This is a genomic window from Lawsonibacter celer (assembly GCF_014281125.1).
GTDB lineage: Bacteria > Bacillota > Clostridia > Oscillospirales > Oscillospiraceae > Lawsonibacter_B > Lawsonibacter_B celer.
In genome coordinates, this window is sequence record NZ_JACOEA010000001.1 from 261,944 (window position 1) to 281,175 (window position 19,232).

The 19,232-nt window shown below is 61.1% G+C and carries 14 protein-coding genes; 12 read left to right on the forward strand and 2 right to left on the reverse strand.

What is annotated here, in order from left to right; genetic code table 11:
• The first annotated feature begins 51 nt into the window (after positions 1-51).
• From gltB to cls, 11 genes are all read left to right on the forward strand, one after another.
• Positions 52-4,602 carry a glutamate synthase large subunit gene (gene gltB, locus H9Q75_RS01220; RefSeq protein ID WP_186564344.1) on the forward strand — a complete coding sequence of 1,517 codons (4,551 nt, stop codon included), beginning with the start codon at positions 52-54 and terminating at the stop codon, positions 4,600-4,602.
• 3 nt (positions 4,603-4,605) lie between these two features.
• Positions 4,606-6,066 carry a glutamate synthase subunit beta gene (locus tag H9Q75_RS01225; protein ID WP_186564345.1) on the forward strand — a complete coding sequence of 487 codons (1,461 nt, stop codon included), beginning with the start codon at positions 4,606-4,608 and terminating at the stop codon, positions 6,064-6,066.
• A 173-nt stretch (positions 6,067-6,239) separates the two neighbouring features.
• Positions 6,240-6,992, forward strand: a complete 753-nt coding sequence (locus tag H9Q75_RS01230) for a GH25 family lysozyme (protein WP_186564346.1) — start codon at positions 6,240-6,242, stop codon at positions 6,990-6,992.
• Positions 6,993-7,100: 108 nt separating this feature from the next.
• Positions 7,101-8,018: a UDP-N-acetylmuramate dehydrogenase gene (gene murB, locus H9Q75_RS01235; protein WP_186564347.1), complete on the forward strand. Its 918-nt coding sequence runs from the start codon at positions 7,101-7,103 to the stop codon at positions 8,016-8,018.
• Between the two features lie 26 nt (positions 8,019-8,044).
• Positions 8,045-8,905: an RNase adapter RapZ gene (gene rapZ / locus H9Q75_RS01240; protein WP_186564348.1), complete on the forward strand. Its 861-nt coding sequence runs from the start codon at positions 8,045-8,047 to the stop codon at positions 8,903-8,905.
• Positions 8,906-8,917: 12 nt separating this feature from the next.
• Positions 8,918-9,937, forward strand: coding sequence for a gluconeogenesis factor YvcK family protein (locus tag H9Q75_RS01245; RefSeq protein ID WP_186564349.1), 1,020 nt, complete (start codon positions 8,918-8,920; stop codon positions 9,935-9,937).
• Positions 9,938-9,951: 14 nt separating this feature from the next.
• Entirely contained in the window at positions 9,952-10,845 is an 894-nt protein-coding gene (gene whiA / locus H9Q75_RS01250) for a DNA-binding protein WhiA (RefSeq protein ID WP_186564350.1), read from the forward strand.
• Between the two features lie 97 nt (positions 10,846-10,942).
• Complete coding sequence (locus tag H9Q75_RS01255; protein WP_186564351.1) at positions 10,943-11,239, forward strand: hypothetical protein; 297 nt, start codon at positions 10,943-10,945, stop codon at positions 11,237-11,239.
• Between the two features lie 6 nt (positions 11,240-11,245).
• A complete protein-coding gene (locus H9Q75_RS01260) occupies positions 11,246-11,704 on the forward strand; it encodes a hypothetical protein (RefSeq protein WP_186564352.1) in 459 nt (152 codons plus the stop codon).
• Positions 11,705-11,731: 27 nt separating this feature from the next.
• On the forward strand, positions 11,732-15,220 hold the full coding sequence (locus H9Q75_RS01265; protein ID WP_186564353.1) for a DNA polymerase III subunit alpha: 3,489 nt from the start codon (positions 11,732-11,734) through the stop codon (positions 15,218-15,220).
• A 17-nt stretch (positions 15,221-15,237) separates the two neighbouring features.
• On the forward strand, positions 15,238-16,776 hold the full coding sequence (gene cls / locus H9Q75_RS01270; RefSeq protein WP_480175505.1) for a cardiolipin synthase: 1,539 nt from the start codon (positions 15,238-15,240) through the stop codon (positions 16,774-16,776).
• A gap of 35 nt (positions 16,777-16,811) precedes the next feature.
• Here the strand turns inward: cls and H9Q75_RS01275 are convergent, their stop codons facing one another.
• Complete coding sequence (locus tag H9Q75_RS01275) at positions 16,812-17,354, reverse strand: DUF4364 family protein (protein ID WP_186564354.1); 543 nt, start codon at positions 17,352-17,354, stop codon at positions 16,812-16,814.
• Positions 17,355-17,505: 151 nt separating this feature from the next.
• Entirely contained in the window at positions 17,506-17,883 is a 378-nt protein-coding gene (locus H9Q75_RS01280; protein WP_186564355.1) for a hypothetical protein, read from the reverse strand.
• A 201-nt stretch (positions 17,884-18,084) separates the two neighbouring features.
• Here H9Q75_RS01280 and H9Q75_RS01285 point away from each other — a divergent pair, with 201 nt between their 5' ends.
• Positions 18,085-19,188: a DUF3048 domain-containing protein gene (locus tag H9Q75_RS01285; protein ID WP_186564356.1), complete on the forward strand. Its 1,104-nt coding sequence runs from the start codon at positions 18,085-18,087 to the stop codon at positions 19,186-19,188.
• Positions 19,189-19,232 lie beyond the last annotated feature (44 nt).

Sequence of the window (19,232 nt, forward strand, 5' to 3'; positions counted from 1 at the left end):
TGCGGCACGCCGTGCCTCGTTTTTTATTACCCGGGAAAGGGGTTGGTCAATATGGATGAAATCAGAACAGAGGGCTATCCGCAGCGGGGTATGTATTCGCCCCGCTTTGAGCACGACGCCTGCGGCATTGGCGCGGTGGTGGACATCAAAGGGCGGAAAAGCCACCGTACCGTGGATGAAGCGCTGAAGATTGTGGAAAAGCTGGAGCACCGCGCCGGGAAAGACGCCGAGGGTAAAACCGGCGACGGTGTGGGGATCCTGGTCCAGATCTCCCACAAATTCTTTGCCAAGGCGATTAAGAAATGCGGCTTTGCAGTGGGCGGGGAGCGGGACTACGGCGTCGGCATGTTCTTCTTCCCACAGGACACCCTCAAGCGCAGCCAGGCCAAGAAGATGTTCGAGGTCGTTGTGCAGAAGGAGGGGATGGAGTTCCTGGGCTGGCGCACGGTGCCGGTCTGCCCGGAGATCCTGGGGCATAAGGCTCTGGCAAAAATGCCCTTTATTGAGCAGGGCTTTGTGGCCCGGCCGGCGCAGGTGCGCTCCGGCATCGACTTTGACCGGAAGCTCTATGTGGCACGCCGTGTGTTTGAGCAGTCCAGCGGGGATACCTATGTGGTCTCCCTATCCAGCCGCACCATCGTCTATAAGGGTATGTTTCTGGTGGAGCAGCTGCGGCGCTTCTATCCCGACCTGTGCAGCCGGGATTACGAGTCCGCCGTGGCCCTGGTCCACTCCCGCTTCTCCACCAACACCAACCCCTCCTGGGAGCGGGCCCATCCGAACCGCCTCATCGCCCACAATGGGGAGATCAACACCATCCGGGGCAATGCGGACCGCATGCTGGCCCGGGAGGAGACCATGTCCTCCAAGCTGCTGGAGCCGGATATGGAAAAGGTGCTGCCGGTGGTCAACGTGGCGGGGTCCGACTCCGCCATGCTGGACAACACCCTGGAATTTATGATGATGGCCGGTATGGAGCTGCCCCTGGCGGTGATGGTCGCCATCCCGGAGCCTTGGAACGGGGACAAGACCATCTCCCGCGCCAAGCGGGATCTGTATCAGTACTACGCCACCCTGATGGAGCCCTGGGACGGTCCGGCCTCCATTCTGTTTTCAGACGGCGACGTGGTGGGGGCGGTCCTGGACCGCAACGGCCTGCGGCCCTCCCGCTACTACATTACCAGCGACGGCCAGCTCATTCTCTCCTCCGAGGTGGGGGTGCTGGAGCTGCCGCCAGACAAGATTATAAAAAAATCCCGTCTGGAGCCGGGTAAGATCCTCCTGGTGGACACCCGGGAGGGCCGCATCATAGGGGATGATGAGCTCAAAGCCCGCTATGCCTCCCGCCAGCCCTACGGCGAGTGGCTGGACGGGAATCTGCTCCATTTGTCCGACCTGCCGATTCCCAACCACCGGGTGGAGATACGCTCCAAGGAGCAGCGCGCCCGCCTGCAGAAGGCCTTTGGCTATACCTATGAGGACGTGCGCACCACCATTCTCCCCATGGCACGCACTGGGGCCGAGCCAACCGCAGCCATGGGAATCGACATCCCCCTGGCCGTGCTGGACGATAAGGAACAGCCTCTGTTCAACTACTTCAAGCAGCTCTTTGCACAGGTGACCAATCCGCCCATCGACGCCATCCGGGAGGAGATCATTACCGACACCACCGTCTATGTGGGGGATGACGGCAATCTGCTGGAGGAGCGGCCGGAGAACTGCCGGGTGCTTCAGATTCACAACCCCATCCTCACCTCCACGGATATGATGAAAATCAAGGCGATGAAGCAGCCGGGCTTCCACGTGGAGACGGTCTCCATCCTCTACTACAAAAACACCCCGCTGAAGCGGGCGCTGGACCGCCTGTTCGTGGCGGTGGACCGGGCCTATCGGGACGGGGCCAACATTGTGGTTCTCTCCGACCGGGGCGTAGACGAGAACCATGTGGCCATCCCGTCCCTGCTGGCGGTGTCCGCCATCGAGCAGTATCTGGTGCGGACGAAGAAGCGCACGGCGGTTTCCATCATCCTGGAGTCCGCCGAGCCGCGGGATGTGCACCATTTTGCCGCCCTCCTGGGCTACGGGGCCCGGGCTATCAACCCCTATCTGGCCCAGGAGACCATTGTGGAGCTCATTGAGGAGAGCCTGCTGGACAAGGAATTCCACACTGCGGTGGACGACTATAACTCCGCCATTCTCCACGGTATCGTGAAGATCGCCTCCAAAATGGGCATCTCCACCCTCCAGTCTTACCAGTCCGCCCAGATTTTCGAGGCCATCGGCATCAACCGGGACGTGGTGGAGGAGTATTTCACCAACACGGTCTCCCGGGTGGGGGGGATCGGGCTGGAGGAGATCGCCCGGATGGTGGAGCGCAACCATTCCAGAGCCTTTGATTCCCTGGGCCTGGGCACCGACCTGACCCTGGATTCCAGAGGGGCCCACAAGGCCAGGGCCGGGGCCAATGGGGAGGACCATATGTACAACCCCCAGACCATCCATCTGCTTCAGGAGTCCACCCGCCGGGGTGACTATGGGCTCTTCAAGCAGTACACCGCCCTGGTGGACGACGAGACCAAGCCCCACACGCTCCGGGGTCTGCTGGAGATGCAGTACCTGGACACACCCATCCCTCTGGACCAGGTGGAGAGCGTGGACTCCATCGTAAAGCGCTTCAAGACAGGAGCCATGAGCTACGGCTCCATCTCCCAGGAGGCCCACGAGTGCCTGGCCCGCGCCATGAACCTGCTGGGGGGCAAGTCCAACTCCGGCGAGGGGGGCGAGGAGCCCGACCGCCTGGCCGACCCTGCCCGCAGCTCTGCCATCAAGCAGGTGGCCTCCGGCCGCTTCGGCGTCACCAGCGAGTATCTGGTCAGCGCCAAGGAGATCCAGATTAAAATGGCCCAAGGGGCCAAGCCCGGTGAGGGCGGCCACCTGCCCGGCGGCAAGGTCTACCCCTGGATTGCCAAGTGCCGCCACTCCACTCCGGGCGTCACGCTGATCTCCCCGCCGCCCCACCACGACATCTACTCCATTGAGGACCTGGCCCAGCTGATTTACGACCTGAAGAGCGCCAACCGGCAGGCCCGTATCTCTGTCAAGCTGGTCAGCGAGGCGGGCGTGGGCACCATCGCCGCCGGCGTGGCCAAGGCGGGTGCCCAGGTGGTGCTTATCTCCGGCTATGACGGCGGTACCGGCGCTGCGCCGCGCACCTCCATCCACAATGCGGGCCTGCCCTGGGAGCTGGGCCTGGCGGAGACCCACCAGACCCTGATCCAGAATGACCTGCGCTCCCGGGTGGTCATCGAGACCGACGGCAAGCTCATGAGCGGCCGGGACGTGGCGATCGCCTGTATGCTGGGGGCGGAGGAGTTCGGCTTCGCCACTGCGCCTCTGGTGACCATGGGATGTGTGATGATGCGGGTGTGCAACCTGGATACCTGCCCTGTGGGCGTGGCCACCCAGAACCCGGAGCTGCGCAAGCGCTTCCGGGGCAAACCGGAGTATGTGGTCAACTTCATGCGCTTCATCGCCCAGGAGCTACGGGAGCACATGGCGCGCCTGGGCGTGCGCACCGTAGAGGAGTTGGTGGGCCGCACAGACCTGCTGAAGCAGCGCGTCCCGGCGGTCAACGGCCGGGCGGCCACGGTGGACCTGTCCGCCATCCTGGACAACCCCTACGCGGGCGCGGCCAAGCGCCACTTTGATCCGGAGGACGGGTACGACTTCCACTTGGATCAGACCGTGGACCTGCGCCTGCTGGAGCGGCAGCTCTCCGCCGCCCTGAAGAAGGGGGAGAAGCGCCGCGTCGAGCTGGCGGTGTCCAGCACCGACCGGGCCGTGGGGACCATCCTGGGCTCGGACATCACCCGCCTCCACGGGAATCGCCTGGACGACGACACCTTCACCATCAAATGCAGCGGCGGCGGCGGGCAGTCCTTCGGCGCGTTTATCCCCAAGGGACTGACCCTGGAGTTGGAGGGGGACGCCAACGACTACTTCGGAAAGGGCCTTTCCGGCGGCCGGCTGGTGGTCTATCCGCCCAGGGAGAGCGCGTTTCAGCCGGAGGAGAATATCATTGTGGGCAACGTGGCCCTCTACGGGGCCACCTCCGGCAAGGCGTTCATCAACGGCGTGGCCGGGGAACGCTTCTGTGTGCGCAATTCAGGTGCCACGGCGGTGGTAGAGGGCGTGGGCGACCACGGCTGTGAGTATATGACCGGCGGCCGGGTGGTGGTCCTGGGCCCCACAGGCAAGAATTTTGCCGCGGGTATGTCAGGCGGCGTGGCCTTTGTGCTGGACGAGGGGCGAGACCTGTATATGCGCCTGAACAAGGCGCTGGTGTCCATGGAGCTGGTGACGGAAAAGCACGACGTCGCCGAGCTCAAGGCCCTCATCCAGGGGCACGTGGCGGCCACCGGGTCCCGGCGGGGCATGGAAATTTTAGCGGATTTTGAGCGCTATCTTTCCCTGTTCAAAAAAATTCTGCCCCGCGATTACGACCGGATGATGCGCACCATTGCCCAATATGAGGAAAAGGGCATGACCCGCGCGCAAGCTGAGGTCGAGGCCTTTTACGTCAACACCAGAAAGGGAGAGTGAGGGATGGGAAAGCCCACTGGATTTTTAGAGTATCAGCGCCAGGGCGACCCGGCCCAGGCGCCCCTGGAGCGCATCGGGCACTATGATGAGTTTCACCCCCGGCTGGGCCGGGAGGACCGCCGCCGCCAGGGCGCCCGCTGCATGGAGTGCGGCGTGCCCTTCTGCCAGTCCGGCGCGGTGCTGGGCGGCATGGTGTCCGGCTGCCCGCTGCACAATCTGATTCCCGAGTGGAATGACCTGGTATACACTGGCAACTTCGGCCACGCCCTGGAGCGCCTGATGAAGACCAACAACTTTCCGGAGTTCACCGGTCGGGTGTGTCCCGCCCTGTGCGAGGCAGCCTGCACCTGTGGCCTCCACGGAGACCCGGTGACGATCAAGGAGAATGAGCTGGGCATCATTGAGGACGCCTGGGAGCGGGGCTTGGTCGCCCCCTGTCCGCCGAAGACCCGCACGGGCAAGCAGGTGGCGGTGGTGGGCTCCGGCCCGGCCGGGCTGGCCTGCGCCGACCAGCTGTCCAAGCGGGGACACGCCGTCACCGTCTTTGAGCGGGAGGACCGCCCCGGCGGCCTGCTCATGTACGGTATACCCAATATGAAGCTGGAAAAGCGGATTGTCCAGCGTCGCTTGGACCTGATGGCCGCCCAGGGAGTGGAATTTGTCACCGGTACGGATGTGGGCCGGGAAAAAGAGGCGCAGGAGCTGCTGGACGGCTTCGATGCGGTGGTGCTCTGCTGCGGCGCCTCCAACCCGCGGGATCTGAAGGTAAAGAACCGGGATGTGAACGGCGTGTACTTTGCCGTGGACTTTTTGAAGGAGACCACCCGCAGCCTGCTCGACTCCGGCCTGGCGCCGGGTACCTTCCCCTCCGCCAAGGGAAAAGACGTGGTCATCGTAGGCGGCGGCGACACGGGCAACGACTGTGTGGGCACCTGTATCCGCCACGGCTGCAAGAGCGTGGTGCAGCTGGAGATGATGCCCAAGGCCCCGGATCAGCGCGCGGAGCGCAATCCCTGGCCGGAATGGCCCAAGGTCTGTAAGACCGACTACGGCCAGGAGGAGGCGATCGCGGTGTTCGGCCACGACCCCCGCATCTACCAGACCACGCTTACCGAGCTGATTGGAGACGGAAAGGGGAATATCAAGGCGGTCAAGACGGTGAGGCTCCATCCGGATCTAAGCCCGGTGGAGGGCAGCGAGCAGACGTTGGAGTGCGGCCTGCTGCTCATCGCCGCAGGCTTCCTGGGGGCGCAGAGCTATGTGGCTGAGGCCTTCGGCGTGGAGCTCACCCCACGCGCCGCGGTGCATACCCAGGCGGGCGACTATGCAACGGGCGTGCCCAAAATATTCACCGCAGGCGACATGCACCGGGGACAGTCCCTGGTGGTGTGGGCCATCTGGGAGGGTCGGCAGGCCGCCCGGGCCGTGGACACATATCTGATGGGATACACCAATCTGGAATAAAACAAGCTGACAGCCGCACGGTCTTGGCCTGTGCGGCTGCCTTTGTACCCAGCGGATTGACAGCGGTGGTAAAATAGGCCCATGGAAGAGACGATGATTCCTGCGGCCAATTGTCTTACAGGCCACGCAGGTGGGTATGATTACAGCGGAATACAGGGGAAAGGGGGATGGGGGTGAAGCGGGCTTTACGGGTTTTCCGGCGGGTGGTATTGGCCGTTCTGGCCGTAGCACTGATCGTGCTGGGGACGCTGGCGTTTTTGCGCTGGCGGGGGCTCATCCTCCTGCCCCACGAGGCCGATCCGAAGCAGTGGGAAGTCTTTGGCGTGGACGTGTCCTCTTATCAGGGCGTGGTGGACTGGTCTGCCCTGGCCGGGCAGGGGGTGGACTTCGCGTTCATCAAGGCTACAGAGGGGTCGGGCCTCCAGGACCGGCAGTTTACGGCCAACTGGGCGGGGGCGCGTCAGGCGGGCGTCCGTGCAGGAGCCTACCACTTTTTCAGCTATGACAGCCCGGGCGAGACCCAGGCGGACAACTTTATCGCCGAGGTACCCGTTGAGCCAGGAATGCTTCCCCCGGTAATCGACCTGGAGTTTTATGGGGACTACCTGAAGAATCCTCCGGAGCGGGCCCAGGTGAAGGAGATTTTAGACCCATTGCTGGCGCGCCTGGAGGCACATTACGGGGTGAAGCCCATTCTGTATGTCACCTACCGGTCCTATTACCGCTATCTGGCGGGCGGAGACTACGCGGGCTATCCCATCTGGTGCTCCAGCCCACTGGTCTTTCCGCTGACGCCAGGGTGGCGCTTCTGGCAGTACTCCCACACGGCCAGGCTGGAGGGCTATTATGGCAGCGAGGGGCGCATTGACCTGAATGTGTTTCGGGGCAGTCGTGACCAGTTTGACGCCTTTGGCCTTGCCGAATAGAAAGAGCGGCCGTCCGGAGACGGCCGCTTTTTTGCCCTGCCCTATTCTATTTTCCGACTGGATCTGGTATAATAAAAAATCAAAGTATTTTCCATTTGGGAGGCCGCCATGGACCGATTTGAAACACTGATCCAGATGCTGCGCCGCCGAGTTCCGGGCTTGGAGCTGCGGGAGCAGGAGCCGATGAGCCGCCATACCTCCTTCCGGATCGGCGGCCCGGTGCGGCTGATGGCACTGCCGAGGAGCGAGGAAGAGGCCGCCCAGGCGGTGCGTGCCGCCGCCGAGCTGGAGCTGCCCCCCTTTTTCATGGGCAACGGCAGCAATCTGCTGGTTGCCGACCAGGGCGCGGAGGTATTTGTGGTAAAAACCTTTGACGGTCTGAATCGCCTGGAAACCGACGGCGCGGGGGGCGTCACGGCGGGCAGCGGAGTGCTGCTCTCCCGGCTGGCCAATTTTGCCCTGGCGAACTCCCTCACCGGCCTGGAATTTGCCCACGGCATTCCCGGAAGCCTGGGGGGCGCGGTGACCATGAACGCCGGGGCCTACGACGGGGAGATGAAGCAGGTGGTGGTCTCCACCGTCTGCCTGACCGCCTCCGGGGAGCTGGAGCAGGTACGGGGGCAGGCGCAGGACTTCTCCTACCGGCGCTCCACCTTTTCGGACGGCCGCCGCCTGATTCTGGGCGCATCCCTCCGGCTGCGGCCGGGGGACCCGACGGCCATCCGCGCCCGCATGGAGGAGCTGTCCGCCCGTCGGAAGGAGAAGCAGCCCCTGGAGTATCCCAGCGCCGGCAGCACCTTCAAGCGGCCGGAGGGGCAATTTGCCGCCGCGCTGATCGACCGGTGCGGCCTGAAGGGCTGCGCCGTGGGCGGCGCCCAGGTGTCGGAAAAGCACGCGGGCTTTGTGATCAACCGGGGCGGGGCCACCTGCGGGGATGTGCTGCGGCTGATCGAGCACATTCAGCAGACTGTGTTCCGGCAGACCGGCGTGGCGCTGGAGCCGGAAGTCAAGCTTTTGGGGCGGTAGGCCGCCCGGCGGGGAAGGGAAAACAGATGGAATTTATCATTGTCTCCGGCATGTCCGGGGCGGGGAAGAGCAAGGTCGCCTCCTTTATGGAGGATATGGGGTTCTACGTGGTGGACAATTTGCCGGCGGCCCTGATCCCCAAATTTGCCGAGCTGTGCATGGCCGCGCCCGGCCGCTATGAGCGGGTGGCCCTGGTCACCGATATCCGCGGCGGGCAGACCTTTGATGGGCTCTTTGACGCCCTCTCCGCCCTCCATGAGATGGGCTGCGACTATCAGATCCTCTTTGTAGAGGCCAGCGTGGAGGCCATCATCAAGCGCTATAAGGAGACCCGCCGGGTACACCCCCTGGCGGAGACCGTCCGCTCCCTGGACGAGGCGGTGCGGCAGGAGCGCACGGTGCTTGCGCCGGTGCGCCAGCGCTCGGAGTACATTATCGACACCACCGCCCTCTCCACCGCCAAGCTGCGGGGGGAGGTGCTCCGGCTCTTCGGCGGAGGCGGGGCCGCGCCGGCCATGAGCGTCAACGTCATCTCCTTCGGCTTTAAATACGGCATCCCCATTGAGGCGGACCTGGTGTTCGACGTGCGCTTTCTGCCCAATCCATACTACATTGCGGAGCTGCGCAGTCAGACCGGACTGGACGAGGGCGTGTACAATTTTGTCTTTGGCTATCAGCAGACCAGAGATTTTATGACCCACCTGGAGAACCTGATGGGATTTCTGCTGCCCCGGTATGTGGACGAGGGCAAGGCGGCGCTGGTGATCGCCGTGGGCTGTACCGGAGGGCAGCACCGCAGCGTGGCCATTACCCGCGCCCTGGCGGACTTTATCCGGCAGAAGGGCTATCCGGCCAGTGAGAACCACCGGGACATGACCCGGGCGTAAGGAGGCAGACGGATGAGTGAAGGCAATCCCGCCGGGAAGCGCTGGGAGCAGGGCCCCAAGGTGGTGGCCATCGGCGGCGGCACCGGGCTGTCCACCATGCTGCGGGGACTGAAGGTCCATACCAAGAACATCACTGCGATCGTCACCGTGGCAGACGACGGGGGCGGGTCGGGCATGCTGCGGGAGGACCTGGGCATGCCCCCTCCGGGAGACATCCGCCACTGCATGGAGGCCTTGGCCAATGCAGAGCCGGTGATGCAGCAGCTGCTGTCCTATCGTTTTCCCAAGGAGTCAGGGCGGCTTACAGGCCAGTCCTTCGGCAACCTGATTCTGGCCGCCCTCAACGGCGTCTCCGATTCCTTTGACGAGGCGGTGGGGAAGATGAGCCAGGTCCTGGCCATCACCGGCCGGGTCCTGCCGGTGACCAACGCCGACGTGGCCCTGGAGGCCACCTTTGAAAACGGCGCAAACGTGCTGGGTGAGTCCAAAATTTTTGCCTTTAAAAAGGAGCAGGACTGCCGGATTGAAAGCGTGCGCCTGCTGCCGGAGCACCCGAAGGCCTTGCCCGAGGCGGTGCACGCCATTGAGGAGGCCGACCTGATCCTTCTGGGGCCGGGGAGCCTGTACACCAGTGTGATCCCTAACCTGCTGGTGGATGGCATCTCCCAGGCGGTGTGCGCCTCCCAGGCGCTGAAGATGTACATTTGCAACATCATGACCCAGGACGGGGAGACGGAGGGAATGACCGCCTCCGATCATGTGCGGGCGCTGCTGCAGCACTCGGGGCCGCATTTGGTGGACATCTGCCTGTGTAATTCCGCGCCGGTGCGGGCGGGCCTGCTGGAGCGCTACCGGGAGGAGGATGCCGCACCCATTGTGGTGGACAGGGCCGCCATTGAGGCGCTGGGGGTGGAGGTGCTCACCCGGCCCCTGGCCTCGGAGACCCAGGACTACGCCCGCCACTCCGTCGCCCGTCTGGCAGAGGCCGTCATGGAGATCTATCGGGAGCGGGCAGACACCAGAATCTATTGAAAAGGGGGAGAACCGTGTCATTTTCCTCTCAGGCAAAGCGGGAGCTGTGCCGCACGGCGATTTCCCGCCGGTGCTGTGCCCAGGCGGAGGCCTACGGGGTGCTGCTCTACTGCAATCAGTTTTCCGGGCGTGAGGTGCGCATTACCACCGAATCGGCGGATTTTGCCGAACGGCTGCCCATCCTCTTCCGAAAGGCCTTTCGGGTGGAGTTTGACCGCAGGCCGGAGGGAGGCGAAGGGAAGCGCACCTTCGCCCTCACGGACCGGGACAAGCTCTGGGTGCTCTTTGACGCCTTCGGCTATGATCCGGAGGAGACCGTGTCCCACCACATCAATTTCGCTGTGCTGGAGGACGAGCACTGCCGCACCGCCTTTTTCCGGGGCGCCTTTCTGGCGGGGGGCTCGGTTACGGACCCGGCCAAGCGCTATCATCTGGAATTGACGACCCCCCACTACCACATCAGCCGGGAGCTGCACGCCCTGATGCTGGAGGCGGGTTTTCATCCCAAGGAGACCACCCGTAAGGCCAACTATGTGACCTATTTTAAGCAGAGCGAGGCGATTGAGGATTTCCTCACCGCCATCGGCGCGCCCCTGGCGGCCATGGAGCTGATGAACGCCAAGGCGGAGAAAGATCTGCGGGGGAGCGTCAACCGCCGGGTCAACTGCGACGCGGCCAACCTGGATAAGACGGTGGATGCCGCCCAGGTGCAGATGGAGGCCATCCGCGTGCTGGAGGAGCGTGGCATACTGCTGGAGCTGCCGGACAAGCTCAAGGAGGCGGTGGACCTGCGCATGGCCCACCCGGAGCTCACCCTCTCCCAGCTGGCCGCCCTCTGCACCCCGCCGGTGACCAAGTCGGCGTTTAACCACCGGCTGCGCAAGCTGATGGCGCTGGCGGACCAGTAGCGGCCGGGGGCGGGGTGCAGAGCCGCGCCTTTTGGCGCGCAGAACGCCGCAGGCGTTCCCGCAGGGCGAATTCCGATTACCTGAGGAGGTCAAAGAAATGGGGCAGCAGGAAGCGAGAGGAGAGAAGAATATGATAACGCTGAGCAAACGGTGGAAAGATTTATTTTGGGGGTGTACCGCAGCCTGTGCGGTTTTGATTATACTCAGCCTTCTGACGCGGCTGATTCTACTTTTCGCACTAGGACTTTTGGCGGGGATCGTGGTATGTGTGATGGCCACGGCCAAGCTCCGCTGTCCGGAGTGCGGCAAGGTGCTCATTCAGGAGGCCCTGAAAGCGCGGCTGGAGGGGGAGATCACCTGCCCCAAGTGTGATCAGACCTACACGCTGAAGTAGCACGCCATGGATTCTGGTCCGTTTCCGATCGTGCTCCGTCCGCCCGTGTGGGGGACGGCATACCTGGCACTGTGCTCCGGCTTTTTCCTGGTGGTGTTGGGGGTCACTGGAATGTTAATGACCGCCTGGTCCCTGTGCATACTGGCTGCGGCTGCACTGGCCGGCGTGCTGTCCTGGGCCCGCCTACGTTCCCGCCGTTGTATCTGCTTTTACGCAGACAGGGTTACGGAGCACACCTTTTTTTCGAGGCATACCTATTCCTATGCTGCAATGGAGGCCATACTCCGCCGTACCTGGACGACCGCCAGGCAGCCGGGCGGGGCGGCACTGAACAGAACCGCCATCTGCCTGAAGCAAAAAGGGCGGACCGTGATCGTGGTTCCCTATGACTGGGAGCCGGTGCCGCGGCTGCGGCAGGCCGTCGACTTTTTGGACAGCCTGCCCATTGTAAAACACTATCTGTAACCCAAGAGAAAGAAGAGGAGGTCCCCCATGTCCTTTGTCCATCTGCATGTGCATACAGAGTTCAGCCTGCTGGACGGCGCCTGTCGTATCCAGGGCCTGGTGAAGCGGGTCAAGGCGTTGGGACAGACCGCCGTGGCGATCACAGACCACGGGGTGATGTACGGCGCGGTGGACTTTTATAAGGCGGCCAAGGCGGAAGGCGTCAAGCCCATTATTGGCTGTGAGGTCTATGTGGCGCCCCGGGGCCGGCGGCGTACGGACCGAGTCCACGAGTATGATGCGGAGGCACGCCATCTGGTGCTGTTGTGCAAGGACGAAACGGGCTATCATAACCTCTGCCGGCTGGTATCCGCCGGCTTTACTGAGGGATTCTATATCAAGCCCAGAGTGGACCTAGAACTGCTGAAGGCCCACAGTGAGGGCCTTATTGCCCTGTCTGCCTGCCTGGCCGGAGAGGTACCACGGCTCATTCTGGGGGGGAACTATGCCGGGGCCAGGGAGTACGCCCTGGAGATGCAAGAGATTTTCGGACCGGAGAACTACTACCTGGAGCTTCAGGATCACCGGATCCCCGCCCAGCGGGAGGCCGCCCAGGGTATCCTGCGCCTCCACCAGGAGACCGGTATTCCCCTGGTGGTGACCAATGACGCCCACTACCTCACCCGCGGGGACGCCAGAATGCAGGACACCCTGATGTGCATTCAGATGGGCAAGACTGTGGATGACCCAGGCCGGATGAAGTTCGAGACTGAGGAGTTCTACATCAAGTCGGAGGAGGAGATGGCCGCCCTCTTCCCGGACTATCCCCAGGCGGTGGAGAATACCGTACGCATTGCAGAGCGCTGCAATCTGGAGTTCCAGTTCGGCGTTCACCACCTGCCGGAGTTTAAATTGCCCGAGGGCTATCAGGACGGGGACGCCTATTTTGAAAAGCTGTGCCGGGAGGGCTTTGTCCGCCGTTACCCGGATGCCCCCGCAGACTACATGGAACGCCTGGAATACGAGATGGGCGTGATCCGGCAGATGGGCTTTGTGGACTACTTCCTGATTGTCTCTGACTTCATCAGCTATGCAAAGAGCCGGGATATCCCTGTGGGCCCGGGCCGCGGCTCGGCCGCGGGAAGCATGGTGGCCTACTGCCTGTCCATCACCGATGTGGACCCTATGAAGTACAGCCTGTATTTCGAGCGCTTTCTGAATCCGGAGCGGGTTACCATGCCCGATATTGACATCGACTTCTGCATCCGCCGGCGGCAGGAGGTGATCGAATATGTCCAGAACAAGTACGGCGCCGACCATGTGGCTCAGATCGTTACCTTCGGCACCATGGCTGCCCGGGGCGCCATCCGTGACGTGGGTAGGGCACTGAATGTGCCCTACGCCGATGTGGACGCGGTGGCCAAGCAGGTGCCCAGCGGTCCGGGCGCCCTCCATATCACCCTGGATGAGGCGATCAAGCTCTCCAAGCAGCTGCGGGAGTCTTATGAGGGCGATGAACGCATCAAGACCCTTATTGACACGGCCAAGGCCATCGAAGGGATGCCACGCCACGCCTCCACCCACGCTGCGGGCGTAGTCATTACCCGCAAGCCGGTGGTGGACTATGTGCCGCTTGCGAAAAATGACGAATCGGTGGTCACCCAGTATGTGATGACTACCTTGGAAGAGCTGGGCCTGCTCAAGATGGACTTCCTGGGCCTGCGCAACCTGACTATCCTGGACGATACGGTGAAGCTGGTGCGTGCAAAGCAGACTGACTTTACACTGAGTGCTATTCCGGACCACGATCCTGAAGTGTTCCAGATGCTCTCCGACGGGCGCACCTCCGGTGTGTTCCAGATGGAGTCGGCGGGTATGACCGGCGTGTGTGTGGGCCTCAAGCCTCAGAACATCGAGGACATCACCGCCATTATCGCCCTCTACCGGCCCGGCCCTATGGATTCCATCCCGCGCTTCATTGCCTGCAAGCAGAACCCGGATAAGGTGAAGTACAAGCACCCCAGCCTGGAGCCCATTCTCTCCGTCACCTACGGGTGCATCGTCTATCAGGAGCAGGTCATTGAGATATTCCGCAAGCTGGGCGGCTATACCATGGGTCAGGCAGACATGGTACGCCGGGCCATCTCCAAAAAGAAAAGGGCCCAGATTGAGAAGGAGCGCGCCTCCTTTGTCCGCGGCGACCCGGAGCGGGGGATTGCCGGCTGTGTGGCCAACGGTATTCCAGCCCAGGTGGCGGAAGACATCTACGACGAGATTGAGGCCTTCGCCCAGTATGCCTTCAATAAGGCCCACGCGGTGGCCTACGCCATTGTGGCCTATCAAACCGCCTGGTTTAAATGCCACTATACTCGGGAATATATGGCCGCTCTGCTCACCTCTGTTCTGGATTACAGCGAAAAGGTGGCCGAATATATTGCCGAGTGCAAGGAGTGCGGGATCCAGCTTCTGCCCCCGGATATCAATGAGTCGGGCGCGGATTTTACAGTCTCGGGCGAGCGGATCCGCTTTGGCCTGGTGGCCGTAAAGGGGGTGGGCCGCGGCTTTATCAACGCCGTGCTCTCCGAACGTGAAAAGGGCGGACCCTTTACATCTTTCCCGGACTTTTGCCAGCGGCTGTTTGACGCAGACATGAACAAGCGGGTGCTGGAGAGCCTGATCAAGTGCGGGGCCTTTGACGGGATGGGCGCCTACCGCTCTCAGCTGCTGGACGCCTATGAGCAGGTGGTGGACTCCATTGCCCAGACCCGCCGTAAGAATTTGGAGGGGCAGTACGATCTCTTCGGCGGCGGCGGGGACGAGCCTCAGTCTGCCCCGGCGATGCAGCTGAAAAACATCCCGGAGTATACGCGCCGGGAGCTGATGCGCATGGAGAAGGAGACCACCGGCCTTTACCTCACCGGCCACCCGATGGATGAATACAGGGAAATTGCCAAACAATACAGAGCAGCTCCCGTTGGCTCGATCCTGTCGGACTTTGACCGGGAGGGCGGGCCGGAGATCTACCATGATGACCAGCGGGTCACGGTGGCGGGTGTGGTGGCGGCGTCCAAGACCAAGACCACCCGGAACAACACCCTGATGGCCTACGCCACAGTGGAGGATGACACGGGATCCATAGAGATGCTGGTGTTTTCCCGGGTTCTGGCCGAGTGTGCACCCTATTTGAAAGAGGGGATGCCCATCCTAGCAGACGGGCGCATCTCCGTGCGGGACGAGAAAGCCCCGCAGATTATGTGCGACCGCATCCGTCCCATCAGCGCCCTGACCGGGCAGCCCGGCACGGGGGGGGGAGAAGGCGAGAAAGCGAAACGCCTTTACATTCGGATTCCCAGCCTGAATGACCCGCGCTGGGAGAAGATCAAGCTGATTCTCACCATGTTTCCGGGGGAGGAGCAGCTGAAGGTACGCTGTGAAGACACTGGAAAGCTGTTTGGAACGGTATGCGTGGTGCACAGGGCGCTGATCGCGGAGCTCAGAGAGCTGCTGGGCGATGAGAATGTGGTGGTGAAGCAGTGAAGCGTAAGGGATTCAACATCAAAAACATTACCTCTATGGTGCTCAACCGAGCGGTGATTATCGCGGTGCTGATTATTCTCCAGTCGGCGTTTCTGATCGGTACGGCCGTGCTCTATTCCAGCGCCTACATGTATGTATATTGGGCGTGTGTGGTGCTCTCGATTCTGGCTGTGCTGATCATTGTCAGCCGGCAGACGGATCCGGGCTATAAGATCGGCTGGATTATTCCCATCCTGATTTTCCCCATGTTCGGCTGGCTGGTCTACCTGATCTGCGGCGGAAACCGGGTGTCCAGGCGGATGCGCCGCAAACTCCGGGGGGGCAACCGAAAGATGTTGCAGGAGCTGGAGCCGGACTGTAAGGCGGAACAGCTTTTCGTCTACGGCGAGGACGCGGTCACCCAGGCCCGCTATCTGGAGCAATACGCCGGGTGTCCGGTGTATACCAACACCTACACGGAGTATTTTCCCCTGGGAGACGATCTCTTCCCCAAGCTGATGGAGGAGCTGAAAAAGGCGGAGAAGTATATCTTCATCGAGTTTTTTATCATCGGCCAGGGCCTGTTCTGGAATTCGATTCTGGAGGTACTCAAGGAAAAGCACGCCTCCGGCGTGGATGTGCGCATTCTCTATGACGACGTGGGCAGCCTGCGCACTCTGCCCATGAACTACGCCAAGCGGTTGGAACGGGAAACCGGCATTCCCTGCTGTGTGTTCAACCGCTTCAAACCAATTTTGTCCATCCGCATGAACAACCGGGACCACCGGAAGTTCTGCATCATTGACGGCCACACGGCCTTTACGGGCGGAATCAATCTGGCGGATGAATATATCAACCGGAAGCTACGCTTTGGCCACTGGAAGGATACCGCCGTCATGGTGAAGGGGGAGGCGGCCTGGAGCATGGCGGTGATGTTTCTGACCATGTGGGAGTACAACCGGGAGACCGATGAGGAATTCAGCCGCTTCCGGCCGGAGCGCCTGCCCGCTGAGGCGGAGCTGGGCCGGGGGTTCTATGTCCAGCCCTATGCGGATTCTCCCCTGGATAATGAGCCGGTGGGAGAGACGGTCTACCTGAATCTCATCAGCAAGGCCCACCGCTATGTGTATATTATGACGCCTTATCTGGTGGTAAGCGACAGCGTGAACACCGCACTGCGCAACGCGGCAAAATCCGGCGTGGACGTGCGGATTATCACCCCGCATATTCCGGACAAGAAACTGGTGTTTGAGCTCACCCGCGCGCACTATGAACCCCTGCTGGATGCGGGCGTAAAGATCTACGAGTACACGCCCGGCTTTGTCCATGCGAAGAATTTTGTCGTGGATGACCGCTATGCCACGGTGGGGACCATTAATCTGGATTACCGCAGTATGTTTCTCCATTTTGAGGACGGCGTGCTTCTCTTCGGAGACCCGGTGATACGGGAGATCAAGCGGGACTTCCTGCTCACACAGGAGAAGAGCGAGGAGATTACCTTGGAGGAGTGCAGACGCCATTCCCAGGGGCGCCAGCTGCTGCGCTCCGTGCTGCGGGTGTTGGCCCCTCTGCTGTAAAAAAACCTCCGCAGGCTTATGCCTGCGGAGGTTTTTCAGGTTCCAGCTTCCGATTCCCCGCTTTCCAGGAGAGAGGAAAGAATTTCATTATAGATGCGCTCCGGGCGCTCCCGGAACGCGGCAGCCAGACGCTCACCCTGCTCCTGTGAAGGTGAGAAGAGGGAAAGGGAAAGCAGGTTTCCGCTCTCATCATCCAGAGTCATGCGCACGTCAAAGCCGCCGCCCTCCCGGGCGGCCACCTGGGCACGCACCTGTGCGTTGCGGCGCAGAACCCCGTTGAGCCTGGCAAGGTTTCCGTTGCACTTGCGCCGCACGGAGTAGGGGAGACTGCTCTCGCAGGCCGCGCCGTCCCGGCGGCCCTTATCCGTGATGGAATACAGCCCATCTTCCAGCGTCAAATGATCGGTCTCCACCAGCTCTGCAACTGCTTCCGTAAACTCAAAGTAGTCCACACCGTCGTCACACATGGTCAGATCGGTGAGGGTAGGGAAATCAATTGGGGCCGCCGCACGGGCCATGAGGTAAAGAATGAGAAATTTGATGTCCAGTTTGTCGTGGATAAAGCCGTATCGGGCCATGGGTGCTGCTCCCTTCCAAATGCGATGGTCTCCTTTCGCATTATACCGAAAACCCGTGGAAATCACAAGGGGCAGTTTCCTCCCTTTTAGCCTTTGGACTGATTTAAGAACTAAACAGCCTGATAAATTGGAAGTCGTTAAGTAATTGCTATTATAATGCTAAGTTGGGAAATAAATCTTCTGCCGCTTTTTCCTGCCAGTTGAACTTTTCTATAAAATCGTGGAAGCATTCTTCACATATCCAATAATCCATATCTTCCGTGCAATAGAATGTACAAGCTTTGTCTGTTAATGCCTTCTCCCAACAGAATTCACAATGCGCATGCCAAAAGTGTTGAATTTTATCTCCTTCGAGAAATTCGTGGCCGCAATTTGTGGTTTCAACAAACAGTTTAGCATATCGTTCGATTTTTTGAAAAAAGACATTTTTACTTCTGTACGCAATTTCCCAAAATATAGGGAAAGTAATCTTATAAAGCGTTCTATTAGACAGATGTTCTCCCTGTCCATTAAGTCGCCAGTCAGACACAAGAATTACCCTCCTTCAAATCGGGATTTATCGTTCGGTTTACTTTATCATATTTTTCTGCTTTCATCAATGCATAGTGAAAATGACGGAGTTAGAACCCGTCAGTCCAAAAGTAAAAAGGAAGGCAGCTTCTCCTCGCTTGACAGGAGACGCTGGGCTGTCGTATGATGGAAGAAATTGAGGACGGGGAGGCATACCGCTATGCGTAAAAGACTGATTCTTCTGGCCCTGGCACTTCTGCTGGCGCTGTCCGCCTGCGGCAGGAGCGGGGGAGAGGACGTGCCGCCGGAGACCTCCGCGCCTGCATCGGAAAGCCCGGTTGAGCCGTCTGCAGAGCCTACGTCGGAGCCGGAGGTCTATGACGGACCCGTCAATCCGCTGACCGGAGAGCCCATGGACGAGGCGTGGCTCCACAAGCGCCCGGTGGCCATCATGCTCAACAACCTGCGGGAAGCCCTGCCGCAGCTGGGCCAGTCTCAGGCAGATATTCTCTATGAGGTACCCGCTGAGGGTGGTATCACCCGGATGCTGGGGGTATACCAGAGCGTAGAGGGAGTGGGGCGCATCGGCTCGATCCGCTCCGCGCGGCCTTACTATATGGAGCTGGCCCTGGGGCATGACGCGATCTACATCCACGCGGGCGGAAGCGAGGACGCCTACGCCAAAATCAAGGAATGGGGCGTTGCCTCCCTGGACGGCGTGCGCGGCCCTTATATGAGCAATACGGAAAACGGCAATTTGATGTGGCGCGACCCCCAGCGGCGGAAGAACTACAGCCTGGAGCATACGGTGGTCACCACCGGTAACGCCATCATTGAGCGGTTTGCCGGCTATACCGCTCTGCGGCAGGAGCACCCGGAGGGATACGTCTATGACATGTCCTTTACAGAAAACGGCACCCCGGCGGGAGGGGCATCTGCGGAGAAAATCACCGTGCCCTTCTCCAACTATAAAACCGGCGTGTTTCTCTATGACCCGGACAGCCGCAAGTATTGGGTGGAAGAGTACGGAGCGCCCTATGTGGACGGAGAGAGCGGCGAGCAGGTGGCTGTGACCAACGTGGTGGTGATCAAGACCGCCTGCCGGAATACGGGAGATCGGTATGGGCACATCACGGTGGACTTGTCCAGCGGCGGCACAGGCTATTTTGCCTGCGGCGGAAAGGTGATTGATCTGCTGTGGAGCAAGTCCTATCCGGACGGACAGCTGGAGTACACAGATCTGAGTGGGAATCCCATTGTATTCGGTGTTGGCCATACATATGTCAACATTGTCCCGCTGGACAGCAGTGTGGCATTTGAATAGGAAAAGCTGTGTTCAGCGCCCGGCCGCTATGACCGGGCGCTTCT

Coding starts and splice junctions, on each gene's coding strand:
- gltB (WP_186564344.1), top strand. CDS start 52: ATGGATGAAATCAGAACAGAGGGCTATCCGCAGCGGGGTATGTATTCG.
- H9Q75_RS01225 (WP_186564345.1), top strand. CDS start 4,606: ATGGGAAAGCCCACTGGATTTTTAGAGTATCAGCGCCAGGGCGACCCG.
- murB (WP_186564347.1), top strand. CDS start 7,101: ATGGACCGATTTGAAACACTGATCCAGATGCTGCGCCGCCGAGTTCCG.
- rapZ (WP_186564348.1), top strand. CDS start 8,045: ATGGAATTTATCATTGTCTCCGGCATGTCCGGGGCGGGGAAGAGCAAG.
- H9Q75_RS01245 (WP_186564349.1), top strand. CDS start 8,918: ATGAGTGAAGGCAATCCCGCCGGGAAGCGCTGGGAGCAGGGCCCCAAG.
- H9Q75_RS01255 (WP_186564351.1), top strand. CDS start 10,943: ATGGGGCAGCAGGAAGCGAGAGGAGAGAAGAATATGATAACGCTGAGC.
- H9Q75_RS01260 (WP_186564352.1), top strand. CDS start 11,246: ATGGATTCTGGTCCGTTTCCGATCGTGCTCCGTCCGCCCGTGTGGGGG.
- H9Q75_RS01265 (WP_186564353.1), top strand. CDS start 11,732: ATGTCCTTTGTCCATCTGCATGTGCATACAGAGTTCAGCCTGCTGGAC.
- H9Q75_RS01275 (WP_186564354.1), bottom strand. CDS start 17,354: ATGGCCCGATACGGCTTTATCCACGACAAACTGGACATCAAATTTCTC.
- H9Q75_RS01285 (WP_186564356.1), top strand. CDS start 18,085: ATGCGTAAAAGACTGATTCTTCTGGCCCTGGCACTTCTGCTGGCGCTG.